This is a genomic window from Phenylobacterium parvum (assembly GCF_003150835.1).
Classification (GTDB): Bacteria; Pseudomonadota; Alphaproteobacteria; order Caulobacterales; family Caulobacteraceae; genus Phenylobacterium; species Phenylobacterium parvum.
In genome coordinates, this window is record NZ_CP029479.1 from 1,202,110 (window position 1) to 1,226,519 (window position 24,410).

Here is a 24,410-nt window from a genome sequence, read left to right on the forward strand (position 1 = left end):
CAAATGACCGAAGTCTTCGAGAACCCCGTCCAGGACGCCCTCGCCCTCCTTGCCCGCCTGGGGGTTTCCCGCCTGGCCCTCGAGGGCGGCGACCTGCCTGCCCACACGCCGATTACGGGCGAGGAGATCTGCCGGGTCGCCTCGGTCTCGCCCGCGGAGGCGTCGGTCCGGATCGGCGGAGCGCACGCGGCCTTCCTGGCTTGGCGACGCCTGCCGGCCCCGCGTCGCGGGGAGCTTGTCCGGCTTTTTGGAGAGGAGCTCAGGACCGCCAAGGCCGACCTCGGGCGCCTGGTGACCCTGGAGGCGGGGAAGGTGCTCTCCGAAGGCCTGGGTGAGGTCCAGGAGATGATCGACATCTGCGATTTCGCCGTCGGCCTCTCGCGCCAGCTCTACGGCCTGACCCTGGCGACCGAGCGCCCGGACCACCGGATGATGGAGACCTGGCATCCCCTCGGCGTGGTCGGGGTGATCTCGGCCTTCAACTTCCCTGTGGCGGTCTGGTCCTGGAATGCGGCCTTGGCCCTAGTCTGCGGCAACGCCGTGGCCTGGAAGCCCTCGGAGAAGACCCCCCTGACCGCGCTGGCGGTCCAGGCCCTCTTCGAGCGCGCCGCCGCACGGTTCGGACCGGAAGCGCCGGAGGGGCTCTGCGTCCTGCTCCAGGGCGGCGCGGATATTGGCGCGCTCCTTGTGGACGATCCGCGCGTACCGCTGGTCTCCGCCACGGGCTCCACCGCCATGGGGCGTAAGGTCGCGCCGCGCCTCGCCGCCCGCTTCGCCCGGGCCCTGCTGGAACTCGGCGGCAACAACGCCGCCATTGTCGCGCCCAGCGCGGACCTGGAGCTGGCGGTGCGGGCGGTGGCCTTTTCCGCCATGGGCACGGCCGGCCAGAGGTGCACCACCCTGCGCCGCCTGTTCGTCCATGAGACCCGTTACGATGAGGTTCTCTCCCGATTGAAGGCGGTCTACGCCCGGGTCCGGGTTGGTGACCCGCGGGAGGAGGGGGTCCTGGTCGGGCCCCTGATCGACCCTGCGGCCGGGGAGGCCATGGCGGCGGCCCTGGCCGAGGCCGAGCGAGCCGGCGGGCGGATCCACGGAGGCGGGCCCCTGGACCGGCCAGGGGTGTTTGTCCGTCCCGCCCTTGTGGAGATGCCCGGGCAGGCCGAGGTGGTCCTGCGCGAGACCTTCGCCCCGATCCTCTACGTCATGCGCTACCGTGACCTCGCAGGGGCGATAGCCGCGCAGAACGCCGCACCGCAGGGCCTTTCGTCCTCGATCTTCACGCGGGACCTGCAGGAGGCCGAGCGCTTCCTGTCCGCGGAGGGATCGGACTGCGGCATCGCCAACGTAAACATCGGGCCGTCCGGCGCCGAGATCGGCGGGGCCTTTGGCGGCGAGAAGGAAACCGGCGGGGGCAGGGAGTCCGGCTCGGACAGCTGGAAGGCCTACATGCGTCGGGCGACCAACACGATCAACTATGGCTCGGCCCTTCCGCTCGCCCAGGGCGTGAGCTTCGAGGTCTGAGGCGCGGGGGCTCGCGCGCTGCTTTCGGCCCGTCTAGGGTCTGGAGGTTGTTGACAGGCGGATGCATGGCGATTGCCCAGGAAGCCCCAGTCTTGGACGCTCTGGTGTTCGGGACGCCCGCGCCGCCGGATCCGTCCGGGTGGCGAATCCGGTTTGAGCGCGCGGTCAGGGCCCGCCGGCGGGTTCGCCTTTGCTACGAGGACGCCGGAGCCAAGATCACGGAACGCCGGGTGCGCCCACTGGAAGTGAACCATGTGGGCCAGGAATGGCGCCTGATCGCCTGGTGTGAGTTGCGCAGAGATTTCCGGGTTTTCCGTCTCGACCGGATGACTTCGGTCACCGTCCTACGGGGCGTCTTCCCGGAAGAGCCGGGCCGGACCCTGGTCGATTACCGGGAGGTGGTCTGATCAGGCCGCGCCCTCCAGGGCCAGGACGGCCTTGGCGAGCAACTGGAAGACGGCCGACCGGCGGTCCACCTGGTTCACCGTACCGGCGAGGAAGAGCCCGCTCCCAGGACTATGGAAGATCACGGCGCCGGACAGGCCGGAATGGCCGATCAGGGGCGGCAGCTTGCGGAACCCGGTCATGGCGGCCGGCAGCTGGAAGCGCATCATCCCGGTCCCGTACTCCAGCGGGAAGAACATGGGCCGGAAGTCCTGCAGGGCGGAGAGCCGGCTGAGGTCAAAGAGCCGCCCCTCGAAGAAGGCTCGGACGAAGGCCAGGGCTTCACGCGGCGTGGTCACCACCCCGCCGTCGGCCTGGGTGAAGGCCATGTAGCGCGGGATGCGCATCTCGGCCTCGCGGTAGCGCAGGGGGCGGGGGTGAGTGTCCTCGGGGTCTGAGTAGATCCAGGTCGACCGCAGCGACAGGGGCTCGACGATCCGCCGCCGGAAGACCTCTGCAAAGGCCGCCCCCTCGACGGCTTCGATCACCTTGCCGAGCACCTGGTAGTTGGCGTCGGAATAGATCGCCTTGTCCTGGACGCCGGGAGGCGCGTGCGCGCCCAGGCGGCGGGTGATGTCCATGGCTTCAGGGAAGGTGAGCCCCCGGTCACGCCCCTGGGTCAGGTCGGTGAACAGGCCCTTCCGGCCACTGTCGGGCTCGAAGAAGTCGGGAAGACCGCTGGTATGCGCCATCAGGTGGCGAAGGGTGATCGCCTCTGTCCGGTCCTGTCCGCCGAAGGTGTTGAGGCCCTGGGTCTCCGGCCCGGAGATGTGGCGTCGGAAGGGTGAGTCGAGGTCGATCCGGCCCTCCTGGACCATCTGCAGGAGAAGGGCGGTGACATAGAGCTTGGTGGTCGATGCGGCGAAGTAGGGGGTGTCGAGGCCAATGTCGCCCTGCGCAGCCTCGAAGGTCCGCCGGTCCCGGGCGCGGTAGGCGATCAGCGCTGCGCCCGGGTGGTAGGGGCCGTCGGGAAGCAGGCCCTCAAGGCCCGGCGAAGGTCCGGCGCAGGCCGCAGGCGCCAGCAGGAGGGCCGGGGCCGCCAGGAGGTGGCGGCGCGTTATGACGATCGAGGTGGGGAGCATGGATCTGCAGCGGCGTCAGGGCGGTGAGTGTACGAAGTAAAATCAAATTGAGCTGGCATGCCCCTGTCAAGCGAACGCGCATGGCCCCTGGTCTCAAGTTTGGGCATGACGCCGGCCGTGGGCCTCGACGGCGTCAAGCCGCCCTGACTGGAAAGGTTGACCCCTGCGGATTCCCCCCTTTAACGTGCATATGCACTTAATGGAGCCCTGTCGTGGAAGACCCGGGTGACCTGCTCGACCCTGTCCACTGCGTGAGCCACGCCCTCCAGCGAACGGCGCGCAGGGTGGCTGCGGTCTATGCCGATGAACTGAGGGCCTGCGGCCTGAGCCCGGGCCAGTTTCCACTCCTGCAGACCCTCGCGGCGGCCGGGGGAGGGGCGGCGATGTCCGTACTGGCCGACCGTCTGGGCATGGACCGGACGACCCTGACCCGGAACCTCGGGCCGCTGGAGAAGGCCGGGCTGGTGACACGAGGTCGCGACGCCGGAGATGGCCGGGTTCGCCGGGTCCGGATTACCGACCAGGGGCGCAGCCGCCTTGCCGAAGGGCGTATCGCCTGGCGACGGGCCCAGGCCCTGACCCTCAGGCGCTTCGGCGATGACGCCTGGCGAAATCTTGAGACCGACCTGCGACGCCTGAGGAGGGCCCTGTCATGACCGCAGCCACAACGACGGCGTCACCGCTTCTGACGGAAGCGCCGTTGCGCCTCCTTGTGCGGATGGCCGGTCCGAGCGCGCTCGCCTTCCTTGTGCAGGCCTTCGTTTCCATGGCCGAGACGGGCTTCATCGCCCGACTGGGCCTGGCGCACCTCGCCGCCATGGCGATCATGCTGCCGGCGGTGATGTTGATGCAGATGCTGGCCAACGGCGCCATCGGGGGCGCTGTCTCCAGCGCCGTGGCGCGGGCCCTCGGTCGGGGCGACCGGGCCGCGGCGGGGGCCCTCATCTGGCACGCCCTGGCCATCGGGCTCCTGGCGGCGGCGGCCTTCGCCGCGATCTATGCCGTTTTCGGTCGCACCCTGCTTTCCGCCACCGGTGCGCCTTCCGCCGTGGTCGAGCTTGCGCATGGCTATGGCCATGTCCTCTTCCTGGGCCTGGCCCCGATCTGGGTCTCGGCCCTCCTCACCTCAGTGGTCCGGGGAACCGGCGACATGCAGTTCCCGGCCCGGCTCATGATCGTGGGCTCGGTGATCCAGATTCCGCTCTCTGGTCTTCTGATGCTGGGCGCCTTCGGGTTTCCGGGCCTGGGGCTGCAAGGGTCCGCCTTCGCCCTGATCGCAGTGTCCTCCGTCAGTTGCCTGCTGCTCTTCTGGAAGCTCCGTCAGCGGGACCGGCCCGTCCGACTCTCGATGGAGGGACGACGCCTCAAGCTCGCCTACTTTGCAGACATCCTCAGGGTCGGTGCGCTCGCCGCCCTGTCGCCCGTTGCGACTGTCCTGACCGTCGCCCTCCTCAACACCCTGATCGGCCGCTTTGGGGTGGAAACCCTGGCGGGCTATGGGATCGTGGCGCGCGTCGAGTTCCTGCTCGTACCCCTGGTCTTCGGAATCGGCGCCGCCCTGACGGCCCTGGTCGGGGTCAACATGGGCGCTGGACAGGTCGCCCGGGCCGAGCGGATCGGCTGGATCGGCGGCGCGAGCGCGGCGGCCCTGGCGGGCGTTGTCGGACTGGTCCTGGCCATTGCGCCGGGGCTCTGGACAGACCTGTTCACCCACGAGCCGACGAGCGCATCGGCGGGTGCGCTCTACCTTCACATCGTCGGCCCCTTCTTTGCCTTCCAGGGCCTGGGCCTCGCCCTCTACTTCGCTTCCCAGGGGGCCGGGGCGGTCCAGTGGCCAATCATCGCCACCCTGATGCGCTTTGGCATCTGTGTCGGCGGGGCCTGGCTGGTCATGCGCCAGCCGGAACCCTCCCTTGCTGGCGTCTATGCCTGTATCGCCCTGGGCATGCTGACCTATGGGGTCGTCACCGGACTGGCCCTCTGGCGTGGGGCCTGGCGCAGGCGTCCGGCCTGAGTACTGGGCTTCGTCGCTGGATCAGAAGGCCCAGGACAGGGCGGCGCTGAGCGATCGGCCCGGCGCCGGGGCGATGTCCTTCAGGAACGAGGCGTGCTCGCGGATTTCCGCGTCCGTGAGGTTGCGTCCCCGGAGGCTGAGCGTGACGGGTGCGTCGGGAACGGGGCGCCAGGCCAGGCTGGCGTTCAGGGCGGTGTAGCCGTCCGTCGCCAGCTCGAACGGGGCGGTGCGGGTCTGGTCGCCCACATGGCGCACTTCGATCGCCGCAACGAAGGCCTCGGAGGTCCAGGCGAGCTCGCCCGTCACGCCATAGGCCGGGATGCGGGGAGGGGCGCCGAAGCCCGTGTCGCCCCGGACGACGTCTCCGGAGAGGCGGGCGCTCAGACGACCCGTCTCGTTGTCGAAGAGGGTCTGCTCCGCCTCAAGCTCAAGCCCGACGAAGTCGGCCTCGGACTGGCGGAAGCGGAAGACCGGCAGGCCTTCCCAGGTCTCGCCGGTGGGGCGTTCCTCGATGAAGCCGTCGTATCGGGCGGCCCAGACGTGGGCCTCGATCCGGGTGTCGTCGGTGGTCCACCGCAGGGTGCCTTCGAGGGACACGGCCTTTTCCGAGTCCAGGTTCGGGTCGCCCAGTTCCCATGTGGAGGTGCCCCCGTGGGGCCCGTCGGCGAAGAGTTCGAATTCTGTGGGCGCACGCCCGCTGAGCGACAGGGTGAGGGCAAGGAAGAAGGGATCTGACGGCTTCCAGAACAGCCCGGCGGAGGCCGAGACATTGGTGAAGGTCCGTGTGTCGGCGGTGTCGGCCCAGTCCAGGCCCGCCTCCACGCCCGGGGGGGTCGTGTCGCGACCCTCGAGGTTGGCGCGCAATTGGCGGGTGTCGATCCTGAGGCCTGCATCCAGCCCAGCCTTGCCGAACTCGAGCCTCTGCAGGGTGAAGGCCCCGACCTCGTTGATCTCCACGCCCGGGATGAAGGCTTCGTCGCCGAGGGCCTCGAAGCTCCGGGTCAGCCCCTGCAGGCCAAAAGCCCCCTGGCGTCCGTCGGATCCGCGCATGACGAACTCCAGGCGTCCTTCGGTCCCCTTGGAGAGGAACCGCGTTCCGACTGCTCCGGCGTTCACCTCGATCTCCGCATGCTCGTAGTCAGCATGGCCGACGGAGAGGCGGATCTTCTCCAGCCAGCCCTCCTCGAAGGGGGCTTCCCCCCGCAGGTCCCAGCGGGTCTGCTTCATGTGCAGGCGCAGGATCTCCGGAGGGTCGTCTTCCTGGACCTGGGCATAAGGCACGCCATAGCCGGTATCGGTGCGCTTGACCGAAAGGCCAAGGAAGCCGCCGGATTCACCGACCAGGGAGCCGCCGACTCCCCAGGAATCGGCCTCGACGGACACATTCCGCTGCTTGGTGTCGGACGTTGGCTCGAGGCCCGTCGCCGCCGCGAGGCGATCGGAGACCGGGGTTCCCGGGGTGGAATAGTCCCCGGACCGGCGGGTCGCGCCGTCCACAGCCAGGACAAGGGCGCCGAATCCGATGTTGGCCGCAAGGGAGCCGGAACGGCCATTGTCGACGCTGGACCAGGCCAGGGCGCCTCGGCCCTCGATCCGGTCCCCGGGCCGCCTCGAAGGCACCCGCTCATCCATCACGTTGACCACGCCGCCGATACCTGACCCGCCGTAGGCGAGGGTGGACGGGCCTCTCAGCACCTCGATGCGGCTGGCCTGGCCGGCTTCGCTCGGCACCGCATGGTCGGGGGACAGGGAACTGGCGTCCACCATCCCGACGCCGTTCTGCAGCAGGAGCACGCGCGGACCCGCCAGGCCGCGGATCACAGGGCGACTCGCGCCTGGCCCGTAGGCGGTGGAGCGAAGCCCGGGCATCCCCGCCAGGAGGTCGCCGATACCCGCCGGGGGCGCAAGGCTCAGTTCCCGCGCCGTGAGGATGTCGACGCTTGTCGTGATGGTGTCGAGCGAGATCGTGTACGGCGCCGCGGTGACCACCAGTTCGGAGACAGTCCGCTCCGGTTCCCCCGCGGCGTGGGCCGGGCCGGCGAGGGCCAGGGCGATCAGGCTTGCAGACGACAGCCAGGGGAGGGAATTCGACATCATACGCTCCAAATGATGACCTTTCTTTATGTTATAATATAACCATCATCAAGTCGCCGTCGGTTTGGGATTGCACTCACTCTCCATCTGGGCATGAGATGCCGGCCTGTTCCCTGGTCGTCCGCCAGGAACCATTTCAGGAGAAACGCATGGGCATCTTCAGCGCCATCATGGGGAAGATCTTCCCCCCCAAGAACAAGCCGGCTCCCGCCGCGGCGGCTCCGTCCGCCGCCGCCCCCGCCGCCCCGCCGCCGCCGCCCGCGCCGGTGGACGTCGAGGCCGTCCTGACCGCACTGGCCGCCTCCAAGGGCGGCGGAGGAAACTGGCGAACCTCCATCGTCGACCTGCTCAAGATGCTGGACCTCGACTCCAGCCTGAACGCCCGCAAGGAGCTGGCGGGGGAACTCGGCGTGAACGCCGGTCCGCATGGCAGCGCCGAGCAGAACCTCGCCCTGATCAAGGCGGTCTGGAAGGCGCTGGCGGAAAATGGCGGGGTCGTCCCGGCCAGCCTGCGCGACTGATTGGCGCCTGCGTCCGGGGTGATCACGAAAGCGTGATCCCCCGGATTGCATCCGGATCGGCCTCTGGAAGCTCTTTCCTTTGCCGGGTCATTCGGGACCCATCACGGAAGGAGACCGGACATGGTCATCACAGAATTTCTCCAGCCTCTTATCTTCTTCGGCTTCATCGCCGCCCTCGTGCTCGGCAGCCAGTACTTCAAGGGCCGTCAGCGCGCACGGATCCACGAGTCCATCGACCTTGCCATCCGCCAGGGCCAGCCTGTCCCTTCTGAGCTTCTCGAGATGGTCGCCCGGCGTGAGGCGTCCAACCCTCCCACGCCGCTCCAGATGGGGCTGGTGCTTTTGGGTGCAGGAATTGGACTGGGTGTCTTCGGCCAGGTGATGGGTGCGATCGACCTTGAAGCCCGTACCGCCATCACTGGAACCGCAGCCATTCCTTTCTGCATCGGGGTCGCCTTCCTGATCCTTGACTTCATCGGGCGCAGGCGCACCTGAGCCGGGACTCCTGCCGTGCAACCCAGTCCGGACGGCGTTTCTGACCCGGTCCTCGCCAGCCGCGCCGCGGCTGGCGACACGGGGGCCTTTGCAATCCTCGTCCAGAGGAACCTTGCCGGGTTGAGAAGCTTCCTGCGCCGCATGGGCGCCGCTCCGGATGTCGCTGACGACCTGGCGCAGGACGCCCTGGTCACCGCTTTCGAGCGCATAGGCGACTACAGGGGAGAGGGCGCCTTCGGCGGTTGGGTGCGGAAGATCGCGGCCCGGCTCTACCTCCGCGCCCTCCGGGCGGCGGGGCGGCTTGAGCCCCTCGAGACGGCGCCGGAGGCTTACGCGTCAGGGCATGATGCTGGACAACGGCTGGACCTCGACGCCGCGCTGGAACGCCTTCCCGGAATGCAGAGGCTGTGCGTGAGCCTGCAGCATGGAGCCGGGTACACCTCTGCGGAGATCGCCTTGTCCCTGGGCTTGCCCGAAGGCACCGTAAAGTCACATATCTCCCGCGGACTGGCGCGGCTGCGGAAGGACCTTGGAACCCCGTGATGACCGACAAGCCTGAAACCGATGCGCCGCCAGGACTGGCGGACTTCTTCGCGGCGCCTGCGGCGGGCATGCAGTCCCCCGGGATGGAGGCGCAAATCCTTCGGCGCGTTGTCCGCCGCCAAAGGCTCCGGGCCATCGTACCCGGAGTGGGAGCCCTTGTCGGGGTTGCGATCGCTGTTCCGGGTCTGCTCGCCGCCCCCCTCCCCAGGCTGGGGACCGGCGACCTCTTGGCCAAGGCGCCTTGGAAATCGGTTCTGGACTTCATATTTGTTTCCCTAGGGGAAGGCGGGTTGGCGGCCATCGCCGTTGCGGGCGGCCTCACGGCCCTGGGCCTGGCGTTCGCGAGGTATCTCGAGGAGGTCTGAGATCATGTCGGCTCACGGTTCCGCGGCGGAGGGCCGCATCACCGTCAGGGATATCCGGCAGAGGAAGGGCGGCGCCCCGCTCGTCTGCCTCACGGCCTACACCGCGCCGATGGCCGAACTCCTCGATCCCTTCTGCGATATCCTGCTCGTGGGGGATTCCGTCGGCATGGTGGTCCACGGCCTCCCCAGTACGGTGGGTGTCACGCTCGACATGATGATCCTGCACGGGCGTGCCGTCATGCGCGGCTCCCGCCGGGCCATGGTCGTCGTGGACCTGCCCTTCGGGTCCTGCGAGGGCGCGCCCGAAGCCGCCTTCGCCAACGCCGTCCGTGTGCTCCAGGAAACCGGCGCCCATGCGGTGAAGATCGAGTGCGCGCCGGCCGTCCTCGGCAATGTCCGTTACCTCGTCGAACGGGGTGTCCCCGTCATGGGGCATGTGGGCCTGAGGCCCCAGGCTGTCCTGGCGGAGGGCGGGTTCCGGGCCCGCGGGCGCGAGGCTGAAGAGAGGCTGCAGGTCCTCTCCGAGATGCGCGGCGCGATCGAGGCGGGCGTCTTCGCCCTGGTCGTCGAGGGCGTGGCCGAGGCCCTGGCCTCCGAGATCACCACCCAGTGCCCTGTGCCGACCATCGGCATTGGCGCTTCCGCGGCCTGCGACGGGCAGATCCTGGTCACCGAGGACATGCTTGGCCTCTTCGAGCGCTCCCCCCGCTTTGTCCGGCGATATGGAGACCTGCGGGGCCTCGTCTCCAGCGCCGTCGAGCGCTATGCGGCGGACGTCGCGGCCCGCCGTTTCCCCGGCTCTGGAGAGACCTACTTCTCGGCCCGCCGCAAGCTTGGCGTCCCTCCGGTCGATATTCCGGCAGGCTGAATCCTCCGCCATGCTTCCGCCATGCGCCGGCGGCAGTCTCCGCCCGTTGCGGCGGACCGGCCGGCGCTATAGTTTCCGGCGCGCCGGGTTGCGGCGCCCAATGCGGAGTCTCCAGAGTGGTCGACGTTTTCGAGGAGGTCGAGGAGCAGATCCGCTCCGACCGATATCGCGCCCTGGCGCTGAAGGTCCTTCCCTGGTTCATCGGGGCGGTCGTGCTGATCCTCGCCGCCGTCGGCGGTTGGCAGGGCTATCGGGCCTGGATCAGCAACCAGTCGGCCAAGGCGTCCGAGACCTACGCCAAGGGTCTTGAGGCCCAGCAGGCCGGTCGCGCCGGCGAAGCCAAGGCGGCCTGGGAAGCCCTCTCCAAGTCCGGCAGCCCGGCCTACAAGTCCCTCGCGCTACAGCACCTCGGCGCCATCAAGCTCGGGGACCGGGACGTTCCCGGCGCCGTCGCGCTGTTTGACCAGGCCGCCAAGGCCGCGCCCGACCCGCTGGTCGGCGACGCCGCCCGCCTGAAATCGGTCTACGCCCTTCTCGATACGGCGCCCCGTGCGGACATCGAGGCCCGTCTTGAGCCCCTCCTGAAGGAAGGACGTCCCTTCCGGATGCAGGCCCGCGAGGCGGCCGCCTTCACCAAGCTCCTGGCCGGGGACTCCGCAGGCGCCCGCGGCGATTTTGTCGTCGTCTCCCTGGCGCCGGACGCCGCAGAGGGCGCCCGCAGCCGGGCGACTGCAGCCATCGCCCTGATCGACAGCGGTTCGGCCCAGCGCACCCGCGAGCTCGTCAAGGCCGCCATCGCCCTGCCGCCGCCGCGGCCGCTGCCGCCGGGCGCCCTGCCGGGCGCCGGTGCGCTTCCCATGCAGGCTCCCGCTCAATGACCCTGACGCGTCTCTCCATCGTAGGGGTGCTGGCTGGCGCCCTGGTCGCCTCGGGTTGCGCCCAGACGCGGGACTTCCTGCGGCTGAACAACAGTACGCCGCAGGAGACGGCGCAGGCCGAGAACCGGATCGCGCTGGTCGGGTTCGACCAGGAGGTGGTCCCGGAGGAAGGCCTGAAGGGCGCGACCTTCTTCCTTCCGGATCCGGTCACGATTGACCAATGGGCCCTGCCGGGCGGGAACCCCGAGCAGTCGCCGCCCCACGCCGACGCCGCCAAGGCCCTGAGCGTGGCCTGGAAGCGCGACTTCGGCGCGGCGCGGGGGCGAAACGCCCACGTGATGGCGCCGCCTGTAGCCGTGAATGGCAAGATCTACGTCATGGATGGGCACGCCACCGTCAGCGCCCTGGATGCCCGGACCGGCGCCCAGGTCTGGAAGGCGGACCTGAGGGGCAAGCTCAAGCGCGACACCGTCGCCTATGGCGGCGGCCTCGCCATCGCCGAGGGCAAGCTCGTCGTCACCTCCGGCTATCGGTTCGTCACCCAGCTAGACGCCGAGACCGGCGCGGTCCTGTGGAGGACCCAGACCGAGCAGCCGATCCATGCGGCGCCGACCGTCTCGGGCGGGCGAATCTTCGCGGTCGCCATCGACAACACCCTGCTGACCTATGACTTCGCCACCGGCAAGGAGGGCTGGACCTACCAAGCCCTGACCGAGCCAGCCCGGCTGCTCGCGGCTTCCAGCCCGGCCGTCTCCGGCGACACGGTGGTGGCGGCCTTTGGCTCTGGCGAGTTGATCGCCCTGCGGGCGGCGAATGGGAACGACCTCTGGAGCGAGGCCCTGTCCAGGGCGAGCCGCACCAACGCCCTTTCCGAGATCCGCGATATCGCCGGCCGCCCCGTGATCTACCAGGGCGACGTGGTGGCGGTCAGCCATTCCGGCATCCTGTCGTCCACCGACCTGCGCACCGGCGTGACCCGCTGGTCCCTGCCGGTCACCGGCATCACCACACCCTGGGTCGCGGGTGATGTCGTCTATGTGGTTGACCGCGCCGGCAAGCTCTACTGCCTCGCCCGTGAGACTGGTCTTGCCTACTGGGTCACTGACCTGGGCCTGGGCCGCGAGGAGAAGGGCTTCCTGCCAAGCTTTGGGGAAGGCTCCAAGTCCAAGAAGAAGGCCAAGGCGCGTCCGGTCTGGTCGTCGCCCATCCTCGCTTCAGGCCGCCTGCTCCTGGCGTCCAACAAGGGAGAGATGGTGGCCGTTAACGCCCGTACCGGCGAGGTCGAGCGCTCCGTCAATCTCGGCGCCCCCGTCACCGTCGGCCCGATCGCCCTGGGTGAAACCGTCTACTTCGTGACCGATGAGGCCCGGCTCATCGCGGTTCGTTAGCCGCAGTCCGTGACCCTTCGCCTCGCCATCGTCGGACGGCCCAATGTCGGCAAGTCGACCCTTTTCAACCGGCTCGCAGGCAAGCGGCTTGCGATTGTCGACGACCGCCCGGGCGTCACCCGGGATCGGCGCTTCGGCACGGGCCGGATCGGCGACCTGGACCTCGAACTGATCGACACCGCCGGCTTCGAGGACGTTACGGACGAAAGCCTTGAGGCCCGGATGCGGGCCCAGACCGAGGCCGCTATCCGCGAATGCGACGTGGCCCTGTTCGTGATCGACTCCCGCGTCGGGATCACCCAGCTCGACGAGATTTTCGCCGACGTCCTGCGTCGCCATGACCGGCCGGTCATCCTGGTGGCGAACAAGGCCGAGGGCCGCCGCGGCGATGACGGCGTCAACGAGGCCTTCCGGCTGGGCCTCGGGGAGCCGATCGCCATCTCGGCCGAGCATGGCGAGGGCCTTGCCGACCTCTACGCGGCCCTGCGTGAGTACGCCGCCGAGGAAGACGATGCCGCGGACGCCGACCCCGCCGAGTATGAGTCGGCGCTTGCAGCGGAGGCGGAGGCTGCCAGCGAGGACGGGGAAGGGGAGGCGGACGAAGGCCCCGTCGACGACCGACCCCTGCGCATCGCGATCGTCGGCCGTCCCAACGCCGGTAAGTCAACCCTGGTCAACCGCCTGATCGGCGAGGACCGCTTGCTGACGGGACCCGAGGCCGGGATCACCCGCGACGCCATCCCCGTCGACTGGTCCTGGGGAGGACGCACCGTCCGCCTGGTCGACACGGCGGGGCTTCGGCGCAAGGCCAGGGTCCAGGAGGGGCTGGAAAAGCTTTCCACCGCCGATACCATCCGGGCCATCACCTTTGCCGAAGTGGTCCTGGTGGTCATGGACGCCACACACCCGCTGGAGATCCAGGACCTCCAGATCGCCGACCTCGTGGAGCGTGAGGGACGGGCCATCGTCTTCGTCCTCGCCAAATGGGACCTGATCGAGGAGCCCCAGGCGCGCCTCGCAGAGATCCGCGAATCCCTCGACCGCCAGTTGCCCCAGGTGCGGGGCGCCCCTCTGGTGGCCCTCTCGGCGGAGACGGGCCGGAATGTCGACCGGCTGATGCCGGCTGTCTTCAAGGTCCACGAGAACTGGTCGACCAAGGTCAAGACCCGGGACCTGAACGACTGGCTGGCCATGGCCATCCAGCGCCATCCGCCGCCGGCCGTGAACGGGCGCCGGGTGCGGCCCAAGTACATGGCCCAGACCAAGGCCCGCCCGCCGACCTTCGTGATGTTCGCCACCCGTGCGGACCAGTTGCCTGACCACTATCGCCGCTACCTGGTCCACGCCCTGCGGGAGAGCTTCGACCTTCCCGGCGTGCCCATCCGGCTGAGCGTGCGGTCGAGCCGTAATCCCTTTGTCGACGGGCCGTCGCCGCAGTCGGGTTCCTCAGGCGGAAAGCCCCGCACTGCGGCCCGCAAGGCGGCTTCGTCTAGCCGCCCAGCCGCTTCGGGCAAGACGCCGTCCAAGCCTTCCGCCAAGACATCCGCGAAGTCACCCGCGAAGGGCGGTTCCAAAGGGGTTGTGGGCCGAAAGGTCGCCGGTCCCAGGTCGCCCGCCAAGGGCGCCGCCGGCCGGTCGGTCAGGCCGAAGTCGCCGGGGCCTCGCGGTCGGCCTTCCAGGCCCGGAAAGACCTGACTCCGGTGGGCTGTCCCGGATCGGACAGCGCCAGTTCCACGACCATCGGCCCGATCTCGGCGGGATCGGGAAGGGTGGAGGGATCCTCTCCGGGATAGGCCTCAGCCCGCATCCGCGTGCGCATGGCGCCGGGATCGAGGATCGCCGCGCGCACGGGTGTGTTCTCCAGTTCGTCGGCCCAGGCCCGGACGATGGCCTCCATGGCCGCCTTTGAGGCGCTGTAGGGCCCCCAGAAGGCCCTGGGCGCACCTGCCCGGCTGGAGGTGACAAAGACAGCCCTGCCGGCCTCCGAGGCCTTCAGCAGGGCTTCCATGGACCGGATGAGGCGCCAGGAGGCGGTGGCGTTGACCAGCATGACCCGGTCCCACAATCCCGGCTCCACATGGCTGACCGGGGTCATGGCCCCAAGGACGCCGCCGGCGTGCAGCAGGATGTCCAGGCGACCGAACCTCTGGTGCAGGGCGTAGCCGAGGGTATCCAGCCCGGCCGGCTCGGCCAGGTCGAGGGGGACAAGGGTCGCGCGCCGACCTGTCCGGGCGAAGATCTCGTCGTCGAGGGACTCCAGCGCGCCCTGGGTCCGGGCGGTGGCGACGACGTGGGCGCCGGCGTCAGCGAGGGCGAGGGCCGAGGCCCGGCCTATGCCCCGCGAGGCGCCGGTCACAAGGGCAATCTTGTCATTCAGGGGAAGTGCGGCGGTCATGCGCCCCCTTAGCCCGTTGCGGGCGAGGCGTCACCCTCCGCGCCGGGCCGCTCGCCGTATCTCTGGGCGATGACGGCGACCACCATCAGCTGGATCTGGTGGAAGACCATCACGGGCAGCAGGACAAGGCCGAGTGCGTCTCCGGGGAACAGCACCCCGGCCATGGGCACCCCGCTGGCGAGGCTCTTCTTGGACCCACAGAAGACGAGGGTGATCTCGTCCGGGGTCGACAGGCGCGCGGCCCGTGCGGCGGCGAGGGTGAGGCCCAGGACCAGGGCGAGGAGCACGCTGCAGACGAGGATGAGCCGTGCGATGTCCAGGGCGCCCAGGCGGCTCCAGAGCCCCCCAGTGACGGCATCGGAGAAGGCGGCGTAGACCACCAGGAGGATGGAGCCCCGGTCCAGCCGCGACAGGCTTTTGGCGTGGCGGGCGACGAACCTCCCGATCCAGGGCCGAAGGAGGTGCCCAGCGAGGAAGGGCGCCAGGAGTTGGAGCAGTATGGCCTGCAGGCCCTCGAGAGGGATCCCGCCGCTACCGCTCCTGTGCAGGAAGAGGCCCGCCAGCACCGGCGTCAGGAAGATGCCGATCAGGTTCGAGGCCGTGGCTGCGGCCACAGTCGCCGCCACATTGCCCCGGGCGATGGCCGTGAAGCCGATGGACGACTGGATGGTCGAGGGAAGGCACCCCAGGAAGATCACGCCAGGCGCGAGGCTGGCGGGCAGGATCCAGGCGGGTAGACCTGCGGCGGAGAGGGCCAGGACAGGAAAGAGAAGGAAGGTCGAGGCCAGGACAAGGGCGTGGAGCCGCCACTGGGTCGCTCCGGCGATCACCGCCTCACGCGACAGCCGCGCGCCATGCAGGAAGAAGACCAGCCCGATGCCGACCTTGACCGCGACGTCCAGGATGGGCCGGACCTCCCCCCGGGCGGGCACGAACGAGGCCAGGATCACCATGCCAAAGATCAGCATGAGGTAGCCGTCCGGCCGCAGCCGGGCGAGCCACCCCGCGCCGGCCGGCGAGGTCACGCGTCAACCAGGAAGGACAACTGGCGCTCGGCGACGGCGTTACGACCCTCGGCAATCTCACGGTCGAGAAGGCGGGTCGGATAGTCGCCGGTGAAATAGTGGTCGGTGAACTGGGGGTTCGCCGGGTCCCGGGCCCCCGCCTCCATGGCCCAGTAGAGCCCGTCGACGGACAGGAAGCCCATCGAGTCCACGTTCAGGATTCGGGCGATGTCCTCGACGCTGTGCTGGGCGGCGAGGAGGTTTTCCCGGTCAGGCATGTCGATGCCGTAGAAATCCGGCCACTGGATCGGCGGCGAGGCCGACCGGAGGTGGACCTCGGCGGCGCCCGCCTCGCGGACCATCCGGACCACACGGATGGAATTGGTGCCGCGGACGATGGAGTCGTCGATCAGCATCACCTTCTTGCCGGCCAGGACGGCGCGGTTCGGGGACAGCTTCATCCGCACCCCGGTCTCGCGCGCCCCCTGGGTGGGTTGGATGAAGGTCCGCCCCACATAGTGGTTGCGGATGATGCCCATCTCGAAGGGCAGGCCGGCCTCCTGGGCAAACCCCAGGGCGGCGGGGACGCCGGAATCCGGCACGGGCACCACCACGTCTACGTTCGCGGGCGTCTCCATGGCCAGTCGACGGCCCATCCGCTTGCGGACTTCATAGATCGACTTGCCGTTCACGACGCTGTCAGGACGGGCGAAATAGACGTACTCGAAGATGCAGGGTCGGGCCCGGGCGGCGGGGAAGGGGCGCAGGCTCTGGATGCCGTCGTGGTCGATGATCACCATTTCGCCGTGTTCGATATCCCGAACGAACCGGGCGCCGATCATGTCGAGGGCGCAGGTCTCGGAAGCCAGCACTGGGTGTCCGTCGAGGTCGCCCAGGACCAGCGGGCGGATACCCAGCGGATCGCGGACGCCGATCAGCTTCTTGTTGGTGATGGCCACCAGGGCGTATCCGCCCTCGATCTCGCGCAGGGCGTCGATGAAGCGGTCGACGAGGCGCGGTCGGCGCGAGCGGGCGATCAGGTGCAGGATGACTTCGGAGTCCGAGGTGGACTGGAAGATCCGACCCTCGGCCACCAGTTGCTGGCGAAGGGTCAGGAAGTTGGTCAGGTTGCCGTTGTGCGCCAGGGCGATGCCGCCGGTGTCCAGGTCGGCGAACATGGGCTGGACGTTGCGGATGACGCTGCCGCCCGCCGTGGAATAGCGGGTATGGCCAATGGCGAAGGCGCCGGGCAGGCGGGTCGTCAGGTCGCCGCCGGCGAAGGCGTCGCCGACATAGCCCATGTGCCTCTCGGTGTGGAAACCGTTCCCGTCAAAGCTTGCGATGCCGCAGGCTTCCTGACCGCGGTGCTGCAGGGCGTGCAGTCCCAGGGCGGTCACCGCCGAGGCGTCCTCGACATCAAAGACCCCGAAGACACCGCATTCAAGCCGCGGGGCGTCGTCGTCAGGATCCCGGGGTGACCATCGATCGGCGGGGGTCTTCACCAGGGCGTCTCCGCTGCCTTGTCGCGATCAGGGGGCGTGGCGTTCTCATATCCCCGGGCCGGGCCCGTGTCACCCTCGGCGCTTCCGCCAAGGGCGTCCCCGACGGCATCCCCCACCCGGGGGGCCCATCGGCCCGCAAGATCCAATCCCTTGGGGGCCAGGGTGCGGATCAGGCCGGCGGACCGTTCCGTCAGGGGGAAGAATACCGAGCCCTTAAGCCACTCCGGCCTCTGGCTATCGGGTGTCGCGGCGGTGAAGATCAGGTTGCACACCCCCAGGAACAGGACGGCGCGGACAAGCCCGAACCCGAATCCCAGCGCGCGGTCCAGGGCGTTGAGGAGCCGGGCCTGGCGGACGCCGCCTGAGAGCCCGTTCCCGAGCATCCGGAGGATGAGGTAGGCCCCGGCGAAGATGATGAGGAAGGCGAGGGGCGCCGCAGCCCAGTCCGGGTCCAGGCGGGCCTCGATGAGCGGCTCCAGGTGCCGGAGGCCGAGGATGGCGGCTACGACCGCGAGGATCAGGGAGACAAGGGACACCAGCTCCCGCACTGCGCCCTGCAGGTAACCCAGGCCGGCGGAAGCCAGCAGGATCGCCAGGACGATGAGGTCGAAGGGGATCATCCGAGGCTCGTCCAGCCGCCTTCGCCGATCCGCGCCACGGCGTCAGCGAGGCGCGCGGCCCCGGACAGCCTGAGGGCGCCGGCGTCGATGTCCCTGGGCCCCAGGGCCTGGCGGAAGCCCAGCTTGGCCGCTTCGCGCACCCGGGCCTCCGTCCGGCTGACCGCCCGGATCTCCCCGGACAGGCTGATCTCGCCAAAGACCACGCAGTCCTGGGGCAGGGCGACATCCAGGGCCGAGGAGGCCAGCGCCGCCGCCGCGGCGAGGTCAGCCGCAGGTTCGCTGATCCTCAGGCCCCCGGCGACGTTGAGGTAGACGTCCCGCGCGCCCAGCGAGAGACCGCAGCGGGCCTCCAGGACGGCGAGGACCATGGCCAGCCGCCCGGAGTCCCAGCCCACGACCGCCCGCCGGGGCGTGCCGTAGGCGGACGGGGCGACGAGGGCCTGGAACTCGACAAGAACCGGGCGCGAGCCCTCGATGCCGGCGAACACCGCCGCCCCCGCTGAGCGCTCGCCAGAGGTATCCAGGAAGAGGGCGGAGGGGTTGGCGACCTCACGCAGGCCGGCGTCTCCCATCTCGAAGACGCCGATCTCGTCCGTGGCCCCGAACCGGTTCTTGACGCCCCGGAGGACCCGGAAGGGATAGCCCCGTTCGCCCTCGAAGGTCAGGACGGCGTCGACAAGGTGTTCAATGACCCGTGGGCCTGCGATGGCGCCTTCCTTGGTCACATGGCCCACCAGGATGACGGCGACGCCCTCCTTCTTGGCCAGGCGGACCAGTTCGGCCGAAGCTGCCCGCACCTGGGTCACCGAGCCTGGGGCGGCGTCATGCGCGTCGCTCCAGAGGGTCTGGATGGAATCGATCACCACCAGGTCGAATTTCGAGCGCTTGAGTCCATCGAGGACGTTGCGCAGGCTGGTCTCGGCGGCCAGCTGGACCGGCGCAGCGCCCAGCCCCATCCGCTGGGCCCGGCTTCGGACCTGGTCGACCGACTCCTCGCCGGAAATGTAGGCGCAGTTCGCCCCCCGGGTGGCCGCGGCGGCCACTGCCTGCATCAACAGGGTCGACTTGCCGACGCCCGGGTCGCCGCCGACCAGGATGGCCGAGCCGCGCGCCACGCCGCCGCCGCAGACCCGGTCAAACTCCTCGATCCCGGTCTGGATGCGGGGCAGGGCCCGGATCTCGCCGGACAGGCCCTGGAAATCCAGTCCGCGCGTCCGGGACGGACGGCTGGCGGGCAGGGCGCCCGGGGGGCGAAGTCCGCTCTCCTCGACCATGGCGTTCCAGGTCCCGCAGGCGGGACACTGGCCGCTCCAACGGCCCTGGGAGGCGCCGCAGGACTGGCAGACATAGGTGGCGCCGTCTCTGGCCATGGGGGTCTCCTGATTCGCCCGCCGGTCTCAGTCTAGACCGGCTTGCGTCAGGAGCGGACATAGCGCCTCCGGGCGCGGCCGCTCAGGCGCACCAGGCACTCGTGCGCCACCGTGTCAGTCGCCGCCGCCAGGTCGTCGACCGGCAGGTTGGGGCCCATGAGCTCAATGCGGTCGCCTGGCCGGGCCGGGGTGTCCCCGATCTCTATGGCCAGCAGGTCCATGTTGATGATCCGGACCGGGCGCCGGGCGCCGGCGAACCAGGCGGACGCCCGTCCACCGCCCCGCCGGAGCAGCCCGTCGGCATAGCCAGCCGCGGCGACGGCGATCCGCAGGGGCTGGGTGACCTGTAGGCCGGATCCGTAGCCCAGCCACTCGCCGGGCTCGACCGTTCGGACGTAGAGGATGGGAGCATCCAGGGTGGCCACGGCCTCAATCCTGGGATCGGGGGTCTCGAAGGGTCCGCCGCCAAACAGGCTGACCCCCGGCCGGACCATGTCGAAGCGCCATTCCGTGCCCAGGAAGAGGCCGGCTGAGGCGGCCAGGCTGGCCGGGAGATCGGGGAACAGGCCGCGCGCCGCCCGGAAACGTTCCAGCTGGACCTGGTTGCGCTTGGCCCCCGCCTCCGCCGCCGAGCCCAGGTGGCTCATCAGCAGGACTGGCTGGAGGACAGGGTCACCGACCAGGGTGGACAGGTCGGCCGGCGAGAGGCCCTGGCGGTTCATGCCCGTGTCGACGTGCAGGCCCACCGGGAAGTCGCCCCCGGCGGCGCGCGCCGCGGCGACCTGTCCGGGGTCAGCCAGGAGGGGAATGAGTTGGGATCGACGGACCCGGTCGGCGGTTCCCGGCACAAGCCCATCGAGCACGAAGATTCGGGCCGGACGCGCCGGTCCGAGGGCCCGTCGGAGAGCCTCCCCCTCATCAAGGCGGGCGACAAAGAAGGACCTGGCGCCGGCCTCCCAAAGCGAGAGGGAGACCTGGCGGGCGCCGAGCCCGTAGCCATCGGCCTTGACCACCGGCGCGGTTTCCGCCGGGCCGGCGACCGCGGACAGGGTCCGGTAATTCCGGTCCAGGGCGGAGAGGTCAACCGTCAGTCGTGCGCGGTGCGGCATGGCGCCGACATAGCCAAACCGGCGCCCCGGGGCTAGCGGATGTCGTAGCGGCCGGGATCGCGGGCCAGGTTCCCGAACTTGGTGATCTCTTCGGTGTAGGAGAGCTTCACCGTCCCGATCGGGCCATGGCGTTGCTTGCCGATGATGATCTCTGCCATGCCGGCGACCCGGTCCATGTTTTCCTGCCAGGTCAGGTGCTCGGCCGTGCCCTCGCGGGGTTCCAGGCGCGAGAGGTAGTAGCTCTCGCGATAGATGAACATGACCATGTCGGCGTCCTGCTCGATGGAGCCGGATTCCCGCAGGTCGGAGAGCTGGGGCTTCTTGTCCTCGCGGTTCTCGACCTGACGGGACAGCTGGGCGAGGGCGATCACCGGGACGTTCAGTTCCTTGGCCAGGGCCTTCAGGCTCTGGGTGATCATCGAGACTTCCTGCACCCGGTTGTCGTTGCGGTTGTCCCCCGAGGTGATCAGCTGGAGGTAGTCTACGAAGATGGCGTCCAGGCCGTGCTGGCGCTTCAGCCGCCGTGCCCGGGCCGCCAGCTTGGCGATGGACAGGCCGCCTGTGGCGTCGATGTGCAGGGGGGCATCCTGGATCTCGAGGGCGGCCTCCCGGATCCGGGCGAATTCAGACGCGTCGATCTCGCCCTTTCGCAGCCGATCGCCCGAGACGCCCGAGACTTCGGCCAGGAGACGCATGGCCAGCTGTTCGGCGGACATTTCGAGGGAGAAGAAGGCGACCACGCCTCCGGACACCGTCTTCCTGGACCCGTCAGGCTGGGGCTCCCAGGCATAGTGGCGGGCGATGTTGAAGGCGATGTTGGCGGCGAGCGATGTCTTCCCCATGGAGGGGCGGGCCGCAAGGATGACGAGGTCGGAGGGGTGCAGGCCGCCGATCTTCTGGTCCAGGTCGATCAGACCGGTCGAAACTCCCGCCAGCCCGCCGTCGCGCCTGTGGGCCTCGGCGGCCATTTCCAGGGCGCCGCCCAGGGCGTCGACGAAGGAGATGAAGCCCTGGGACGCCCCGCCAGTCTCCGCCAGGGTGTAGAGACTGGCTTCGGCGGCCTCGATCTGCTCCATCGCGGTCTGGGCGTCCTCGGGGGCCTGCGCCCGGACGGTGATCTCCCCGCCGATCCGGATCAGGTCCCTGCGCAGGGCCAGGTCATAGATGGCGCGGGCATAGTCCGGGGCGTTGGCCGCCGGCGGGGCCCGGTCGACGAGATCGGCGAGGTAGCGCACTCCGCCCAGGGCCTCGAAGGCGGGATCCCGGCTGAACTGCTCGGCCAGCAGGATGGGCTCGGCCAGCTGGCCCTTTCGGATCTGGGTCTGGATGGTGGCGAAGAGCCGCTGGTGGAAGGGCTCGTAGAAGTGCCGCGGCTCCAGGTTGTCGCCCAGGCGCTCAAAGGCGGCGTTGTCGTAGAGCAGGGCCCCCAGCAGGGCCTGTTCCGCCTCCACATTCGCGGGGGGGTGCGGGATGTCCACGTCGTTGACGGGAGAGACGAGATCGAGAGCCGGAGCGAGCGCCATCCCTACAGGATAGCTCACCGGCCTCACCCGGGTCACGGACCGCCCGGATGGGATGCACAGGAATTGTCAGCCTGTGGAAAAGCTAGGCCGGGCCCGGGGTGTCCGGGCCCGGCCAGGGCCTTACCAGTTGTAGCTCAGGCGGGCGTAGACGTAGCGCCCGTTGAAGCCGAAGGGCGAGAAGTTCGGGAAGCCGATCGGGCCGTTGGTGTTGACCACGGTCGGGGTCCGGTTCGGGTACTCGTCCAGGGCGTTGCTCACGCCGAGGGCGACGCCGAAGCCGTTCTCGCTGTTCCAGCGGCCCTCCAGGTCGAGGAGGACGTGCTCGCCGACCTGATAGTCGAGGGCCGGGTTGTTGCTGGGCGACAGGACGTCGCCGTAGCGGGTCAGCTTGCCGTTGAGGCCGAAGTCACCCCGGGCCCAGTCCACCGTCAGGACGTACTTCGAGGAGGGGGTGCCTTCCTCGAAGGTCAGGCGGTTGGCGCGGTCAAAGAGGGGCGGAGGCACCGGCAGGGAGTCCAGAACGCTGGTCTTCGGCACCGCCGTGACGTCGGTGTCGTTGTAGTTGGCCGCACCGGTCACATCGAGGTCGCCGAAACCGCCGAGATCCCAACGATACCGGGCCACGATGTCGAGGCCGTTGGTCTCGGTGTCCACGCCGTTGATGAAGAAGCGGGCGGCGCCGAGCTGGGCGTTGGTGCCGGGCGGGTTGATCAGGCCGCAGATGGCCTGGGCCGTCGGCGTGCCCGTCGGGTTGCACTGGATGTTCTCGGAGAGGACGATCCGGTTGTCGATCTCGATCCGGTAGGCGTCGATGGTCGCCTCGAAGGCGCCGGTGCGGAACACCAGGCCCAGTGAGTAGTTCACCGACTCTTCCGGCTGCAGGGCCTTGCCGCCAAGGGACTTGGCGACCGCGCTGGTGGCGGGGAAGGTGCCCACCTCAACCGGGGTGCTGACGCCGTTCACCGACAGGAAGTTCGTGGACGTGGCGGTGAAGTACTGCTGCTGCAGGGCCGGGGCCCGGAAGCCCGTGGCCACGGTGCCGCGGATCGCGAGGGCGTCGTTCAGGTCGTAGCGGCCGGAGATCTTGCCGGTCGTCTTCGAGCCGAAGTCCGAATAGTTTTCGTAGCGGACCGCTGCCGCGAAGCCGAGGGCGTCGGTGACGGGCAGGTCGAGTTCGGCGTAGACCGACTGCGAGTTCCGGTCCTTGTCGACCTCGTTGCCGGGCTGGAAGCCAGGGAAGCCCTGGGCCCCCGCCGCCTTGCCGGCGACGCCGCCAAAGACCCACGAGGCGCGGTCGCCCTGCGAGATCTTGTAGTGCTCGCGACGGTACTCGACGCCGAGGGCCAGGTTGGCCGGCTTGGCCAGCCCGAAGTCCAGCTCGCGGGTGCCGCCGACCTGGGCGACCAGCTGGTCATACTGCATCTTGCCGGCGTCGAAGTCGGTCGGCGAGCCGATGCCCATGGAGGCGTTGACCGAGTCCCGGACGCCGTAGTGGACCTGATTGTAGCCATAGACGAGGCCGGCATCGATCTCGAAGCCCGCCAGCGTCCCGCGCACCCCGCCAGCGGCGCTGTAGTCGGTGATGTCGGTGGTGATCAGCGGCAGGAAGCCGATCGGCCAGATGGCGGGCACGTTGTTGGCGTTGTTGGCCAGGCGCGGGTTGGCGGCGCTGTCCGTCTTGCGCTTCTGGTAGCCGCCGAAGCCGTACAGGTCCCATTCCTCGTTCAGGGGCTTGCCGGCGTTGGCGAAGACCGTGATCTGGTCGACCTGGGGGTCGCCGAAGCGCGAGGTCACCTTGCTGGGCGTGATGCGGGGATCAAGGTCGCCGCGGCTGGTCGGGTTACGGAAGAGGTACTCGCCGCTGACCGTAAGGAAGCCGTCGGAGCCGAGCTTGAAGCCCTGCCAGCCGGTGGCGGTGAAGGTCGGGCCGTCGTTCTTGCTCCGGCCCTTCAGGTCGCGGGCGGTGCGCACGCGGGTGTCGTAGATGCCGTAGGTGACCGAGGCGGAGCCGCCTTCGTCAGCCTCGCGCAGGCGCATGTTGACCACGCCGGCGATTGCGTCCGAGCCGTACTGGGCCGAGGCGCCGTCGCGCAGGACCTCGATGCGGTCCACGGCAACGGTCGGGATGGAGTTCAGGTCGACGGCGGCCGAGCCGCGGCCGATCGAGCCGTTGACGTTCACCAGGGCCGAGGAGTGCCGGCGCATGCTGTTGATCAGAACCAGGGTCTGGTCGGGGGCGAGGCCGCGCAGGGTCGCCGGGCGCACGCTGTCGGTGCCGTCGGTGATGGCCGGGCGGGGGAAGGTCATGGAAGGCGCAACGGCGGCCAGGGCCGTGGCCATCTCGGTGTTGCCCTGGCGGGTCAGCGCCTCGGTCGAGATGACGTCGACGGGGGCCAGGGTCTCAAGGCGGGTGCGGCCCTCGGTGCGGGAGCCGGTGACGACCAGTTCCTCGACCTGGCTGGCGGGTTCGGCAGCCTGGGCGGCGCCGGCCAGGAGGGAGGCGGCCGAGACAGCGGCGAAGAGTGCAGAGCGGTGAAGCATGGGGTTTTCCATTGAAACTTCGGGATGAAGAAATCCGGGCGGCAATCTAGGGTGCGTTGCAGCAAACCTATGTCACAAAAAGGCAACATCTAGCGAGCCAAAGACCCTCCTGCGCGTACGGAAAAGGGCGCGG

The 24,410-nt window shown here is 69.3% G+C and carries 22 protein-coding genes; 12 read left to right on the forward strand and 10 right to left on the reverse strand.

The genetic code is table 11. The features are described from left to right. Positions 1–3 precede the first annotated feature (3 nt). A complete protein-coding gene (gene amaB, locus HYN04_RS05865; protein WP_110449898.1) occupies positions 4–1,521 on the forward strand; it encodes an L-piperidine-6-carboxylate dehydrogenase in 1,518 nt (505 codons plus the stop codon). Positions 1,522–1,586: 65 nt separating this feature from the next. After that, entirely contained in the window at positions 1,587–1,928 is a 342-nt protein-coding gene (locus HYN04_RS05870; RefSeq protein WP_110449899.1) for a helix-turn-helix transcriptional regulator, read from the forward strand. On the opposite strand, the gene HYN04_RS05875 is transcribed toward HYN04_RS05870, so the two are convergent. Further along, positions 1,929–3,047, reverse strand: coding sequence for a serine hydrolase domain-containing protein (locus HYN04_RS05875; protein ID WP_110449900.1), 1,119 nt, complete (start codon positions 3,045–3,047; stop codon positions 1,929–1,931). Positions 3,048–3,259: 212 nt separating this feature from the next. Between HYN04_RS05875 and HYN04_RS05880 the strand changes: the two genes are divergently transcribed. Both HYN04_RS05880 and HYN04_RS05885 read left to right on the forward strand, forming a co-directional pair. Next, on the forward strand, positions 3,260–3,703 hold the full coding sequence (locus HYN04_RS05880) for a MarR family winged helix-turn-helix transcriptional regulator (RefSeq protein ID WP_110449901.1): 444 nt from the start codon (positions 3,260–3,262) through the stop codon (positions 3,701–3,703). Further along, the gene (locus HYN04_RS05885) at positions 3,700–5,061 is read left to right on the forward strand and encodes an MATE family efflux transporter (RefSeq protein ID WP_110449902.1); all 1,362 of its coding nucleotides are present in this window, start codon (positions 3,700–3,702) and stop codon (positions 5,059–5,061) included. Before HYN04_RS05880 ends, HYN04_RS05885 begins: the two co-directional genes overlap by 4 nt. A 21-nt stretch (positions 5,062–5,082) precedes the next feature. Here the strand turns inward: HYN04_RS05885 and HYN04_RS05890 are convergent, their stop codons facing one another. Continuing rightward, positions 5,083–7,155, reverse strand: a complete 2,073-nt coding sequence (locus HYN04_RS05890; protein WP_241962700.1) for a TonB-dependent receptor — start codon at positions 7,153–7,155, stop codon at positions 5,083–5,085. Positions 7,156–7,304: 149 nt separating this feature from the next. Between HYN04_RS05890 and HYN04_RS05895 the strand changes: the two genes are divergently transcribed. From HYN04_RS05895 to der, 8 genes are all read left to right on the forward strand, one after another. Further along, complete coding sequence (locus HYN04_RS05895) at positions 7,305–7,676, forward strand: DUF3597 domain-containing protein (protein WP_110449904.1); 372 nt, start codon at positions 7,305–7,307, stop codon at positions 7,674–7,676. A 120-nt stretch (positions 7,677–7,796) separates the two neighbouring features. Further along, positions 7,797–8,171: a DUF6249 domain-containing protein gene (locus tag HYN04_RS05900; protein WP_110449905.1), complete on the forward strand. Its 375-nt coding sequence runs from the start codon at positions 7,797–7,799 to the stop codon at positions 8,169–8,171. A gap of 15 nt (positions 8,172–8,186) precedes the next feature. Next, positions 8,187–8,714, forward strand: coding sequence for an RNA polymerase sigma factor (locus HYN04_RS05905; RefSeq protein ID WP_110449906.1), 528 nt, complete (start codon positions 8,187–8,189; stop codon positions 8,712–8,714). After that, positions 8,714–9,079 carry a hypothetical protein gene (locus tag HYN04_RS05910; protein WP_110449907.1) on the forward strand — a complete coding sequence of 122 codons (366 nt, stop codon included), beginning with the start codon at positions 8,714–8,716 and terminating at the stop codon, positions 9,077–9,079. Before HYN04_RS05905 ends, HYN04_RS05910 begins: the two co-directional genes overlap by 1 nt. 4 nt (positions 9,080–9,083) lie before the next feature. Further along, positions 9,084–9,947, forward strand: a complete 864-nt coding sequence (gene panB / locus HYN04_RS05915; protein WP_110449908.1) for a 3-methyl-2-oxobutanoate hydroxymethyltransferase — start codon at positions 9,084–9,086, stop codon at positions 9,945–9,947. 116 nt (positions 9,948–10,063) lie between these two features. After that, positions 10,064–10,825 (forward strand): tetratricopeptide repeat protein, encoded by a 762-nt coding sequence (locus HYN04_RS05920; protein WP_110449909.1) that lies wholly within the window; start codon positions 10,064–10,066, stop codon positions 10,823–10,825. Next, positions 10,822–12,213 (forward strand): PQQ-like beta-propeller repeat protein, encoded by a 1,392-nt coding sequence (locus HYN04_RS05925; protein ID WP_110449910.1) that lies wholly within the window; start codon positions 10,822–10,824, stop codon positions 12,211–12,213. The genes HYN04_RS05920 and HYN04_RS05925 overlap by 4 nt, the downstream gene beginning before the upstream one ends. 9 nt (positions 12,214–12,222) lie before the next feature. Beyond that, entirely contained in the window at positions 12,223–13,908 is a 1,686-nt protein-coding gene (gene der, locus HYN04_RS05930; protein WP_110449911.1) for a ribosome biogenesis GTPase Der, read from the forward strand. Here the strand turns inward: der and HYN04_RS05935 are convergent. From HYN04_RS05935 to HYN04_RS05970, 8 genes are all read right to left on the reverse strand, one after another. Further along, on the reverse strand, positions 13,853–14,608 hold the full coding sequence (locus HYN04_RS05935; RefSeq protein WP_110449912.1) for an SDR family NAD(P)-dependent oxidoreductase: 756 nt from the start codon (positions 14,606–14,608) through the stop codon (positions 13,853–13,855). The genes der and HYN04_RS05935 overlap by 56 nt on opposite strands. A gap of 8 nt (positions 14,609–14,616) precedes the next feature. Then, on the reverse strand, positions 14,617–15,633 hold the full coding sequence (locus HYN04_RS05940; RefSeq protein WP_241962701.1) for a bile acid:sodium symporter family protein: 1,017 nt from the start codon (positions 15,631–15,633) through the stop codon (positions 14,617–14,619). Beyond that, positions 15,630–17,114, reverse strand: a complete 1,485-nt coding sequence (purF, locus tag HYN04_RS05945) for an amidophosphoribosyltransferase (protein ID WP_422385663.1) — start codon at positions 17,112–17,114, stop codon at positions 15,630–15,632. The genes HYN04_RS05940 and purF overlap by 4 nt, the downstream gene beginning before the upstream one ends. Next, positions 17,111–17,734 (reverse strand): CvpA family protein, encoded by a 624-nt coding sequence (locus tag HYN04_RS05950; RefSeq protein ID WP_110449914.1) that lies wholly within the window; start codon positions 17,732–17,734, stop codon positions 17,111–17,113. Before HYN04_RS05950 ends, purF begins: the two co-directional genes overlap by 4 nt. Then, positions 17,731–19,104 carry a DNA repair protein RadA gene (gene radA, locus HYN04_RS05955; protein WP_110449915.1) on the reverse strand — a complete coding sequence of 458 codons (1,374 nt, stop codon included), beginning with the start codon at positions 19,102–19,104 and terminating at the stop codon, positions 17,731–17,733. The genes HYN04_RS05950 and radA overlap by 4 nt, the downstream gene beginning before the upstream one ends. Positions 19,105–19,151: 47 nt before the next feature. After that, positions 19,152–20,213, reverse strand: coding sequence for an alanine racemase (gene alr, locus HYN04_RS05960; RefSeq protein ID WP_110449916.1), 1,062 nt, complete (start codon positions 20,211–20,213; stop codon positions 19,152–19,154). Between the two features lie 32 nt (positions 20,214–20,245). Beyond that, positions 20,246–21,736: a replicative DNA helicase gene (locus HYN04_RS05965; protein ID WP_110449917.1), complete on the reverse strand. Its 1,491-nt coding sequence runs from the start codon at positions 21,734–21,736 to the stop codon at positions 20,246–20,248. Between the two features lie 120 nt (positions 21,737–21,856). Next, entirely contained in the window at positions 21,857–24,277 is a 2,421-nt protein-coding gene (locus HYN04_RS05970; protein ID WP_110449918.1) for a TonB-dependent receptor plug domain-containing protein, read from the reverse strand. Between the last annotated feature and the right edge of the window lie 133 nt (positions 24,278–24,410).

Excerpts from the sequence above, each read along its gene's own strand:
- amaB (WP_110449898.1), top strand. The coding sequence starts at position 4 with ATGACCGAAGTCTTCGAGAACCCCGTCCAGGACGCCCTCGCCCTCCTT.
- HYN04_RS05870 (WP_110449899.1), top strand. The coding sequence starts at position 1,587 with ATGGCGATTGCCCAGGAAGCCCCAGTCTTGGACGCTCTGGTGTTCGGG.
- HYN04_RS05875 (WP_110449900.1), bottom strand. The coding sequence starts at position 3,047 with ATGCTCCCCACCTCGATCGTCATAACGCGCCGCCACCTCCTGGCGGCC.
- HYN04_RS05885 (WP_110449902.1), top strand. The coding sequence starts at position 3,700 with ATGACCGCAGCCACAACGACGGCGTCACCGCTTCTGACGGAAGCGCCG.
- HYN04_RS05890 (WP_241962700.1), bottom strand. The coding sequence starts at position 7,155 with ATGTCGAATTCCCTCCCCTGGCTGTCGTCTGCAAGCCTGATCGCCCTG.
- HYN04_RS05895 (WP_110449904.1), top strand. The coding sequence starts at position 7,305 with ATGGGCATCTTCAGCGCCATCATGGGGAAGATCTTCCCCCCCAAGAAC.
- HYN04_RS05900 (WP_110449905.1), top strand. The coding sequence starts at position 7,797 with ATGGTCATCACAGAATTTCTCCAGCCTCTTATCTTCTTCGGCTTCATC.
- HYN04_RS05910 (WP_110449907.1), top strand. The coding sequence starts at position 8,714 with ATGACCGACAAGCCTGAAACCGATGCGCCGCCAGGACTGGCGGACTTC.
- panB (WP_110449908.1), top strand. The coding sequence starts at position 9,084 with ATGTCGGCTCACGGTTCCGCGGCGGAGGGCCGCATCACCGTCAGGGAT.
- HYN04_RS05925 (WP_110449910.1), top strand. The coding sequence starts at position 10,822 with ATGACCCTGACGCGTCTCTCCATCGTAGGGGTGCTGGCTGGCGCCCTG.
- HYN04_RS05935 (WP_110449912.1), bottom strand. The coding sequence starts at position 14,608 with ATGACCGCCGCACTTCCCCTGAATGACAAGATTGCCCTTGTGACCGGC.
- HYN04_RS05950 (WP_110449914.1), bottom strand. The coding sequence starts at position 17,734 with ATGATCCCCTTCGACCTCATCGTCCTGGCGATCCTGCTGGCTTCCGCC.
- radA (WP_110449915.1), bottom strand. The coding sequence starts at position 19,104 with ATGGCCAGAGACGGCGCCACCTATGTCTGCCAGTCCTGCGGCGCCTCC.
- alr (WP_110449916.1), bottom strand. The coding sequence starts at position 20,213 with ATGCCGCACCGCGCACGACTGACGGTTGACCTCTCCGCCCTGGACCGG.
- HYN04_RS05965 (WP_110449917.1), bottom strand. The coding sequence starts at position 21,736 with ATGGCGCTCGCTCCGGCTCTCGATCTCGTCTCTCCCGTCAACGACGTG.
- HYN04_RS05970 (WP_110449918.1), bottom strand. The coding sequence starts at position 24,277 with ATGCTTCACCGCTCTGCACTCTTCGCCGCTGTCTCGGCCGCCTCCCTC.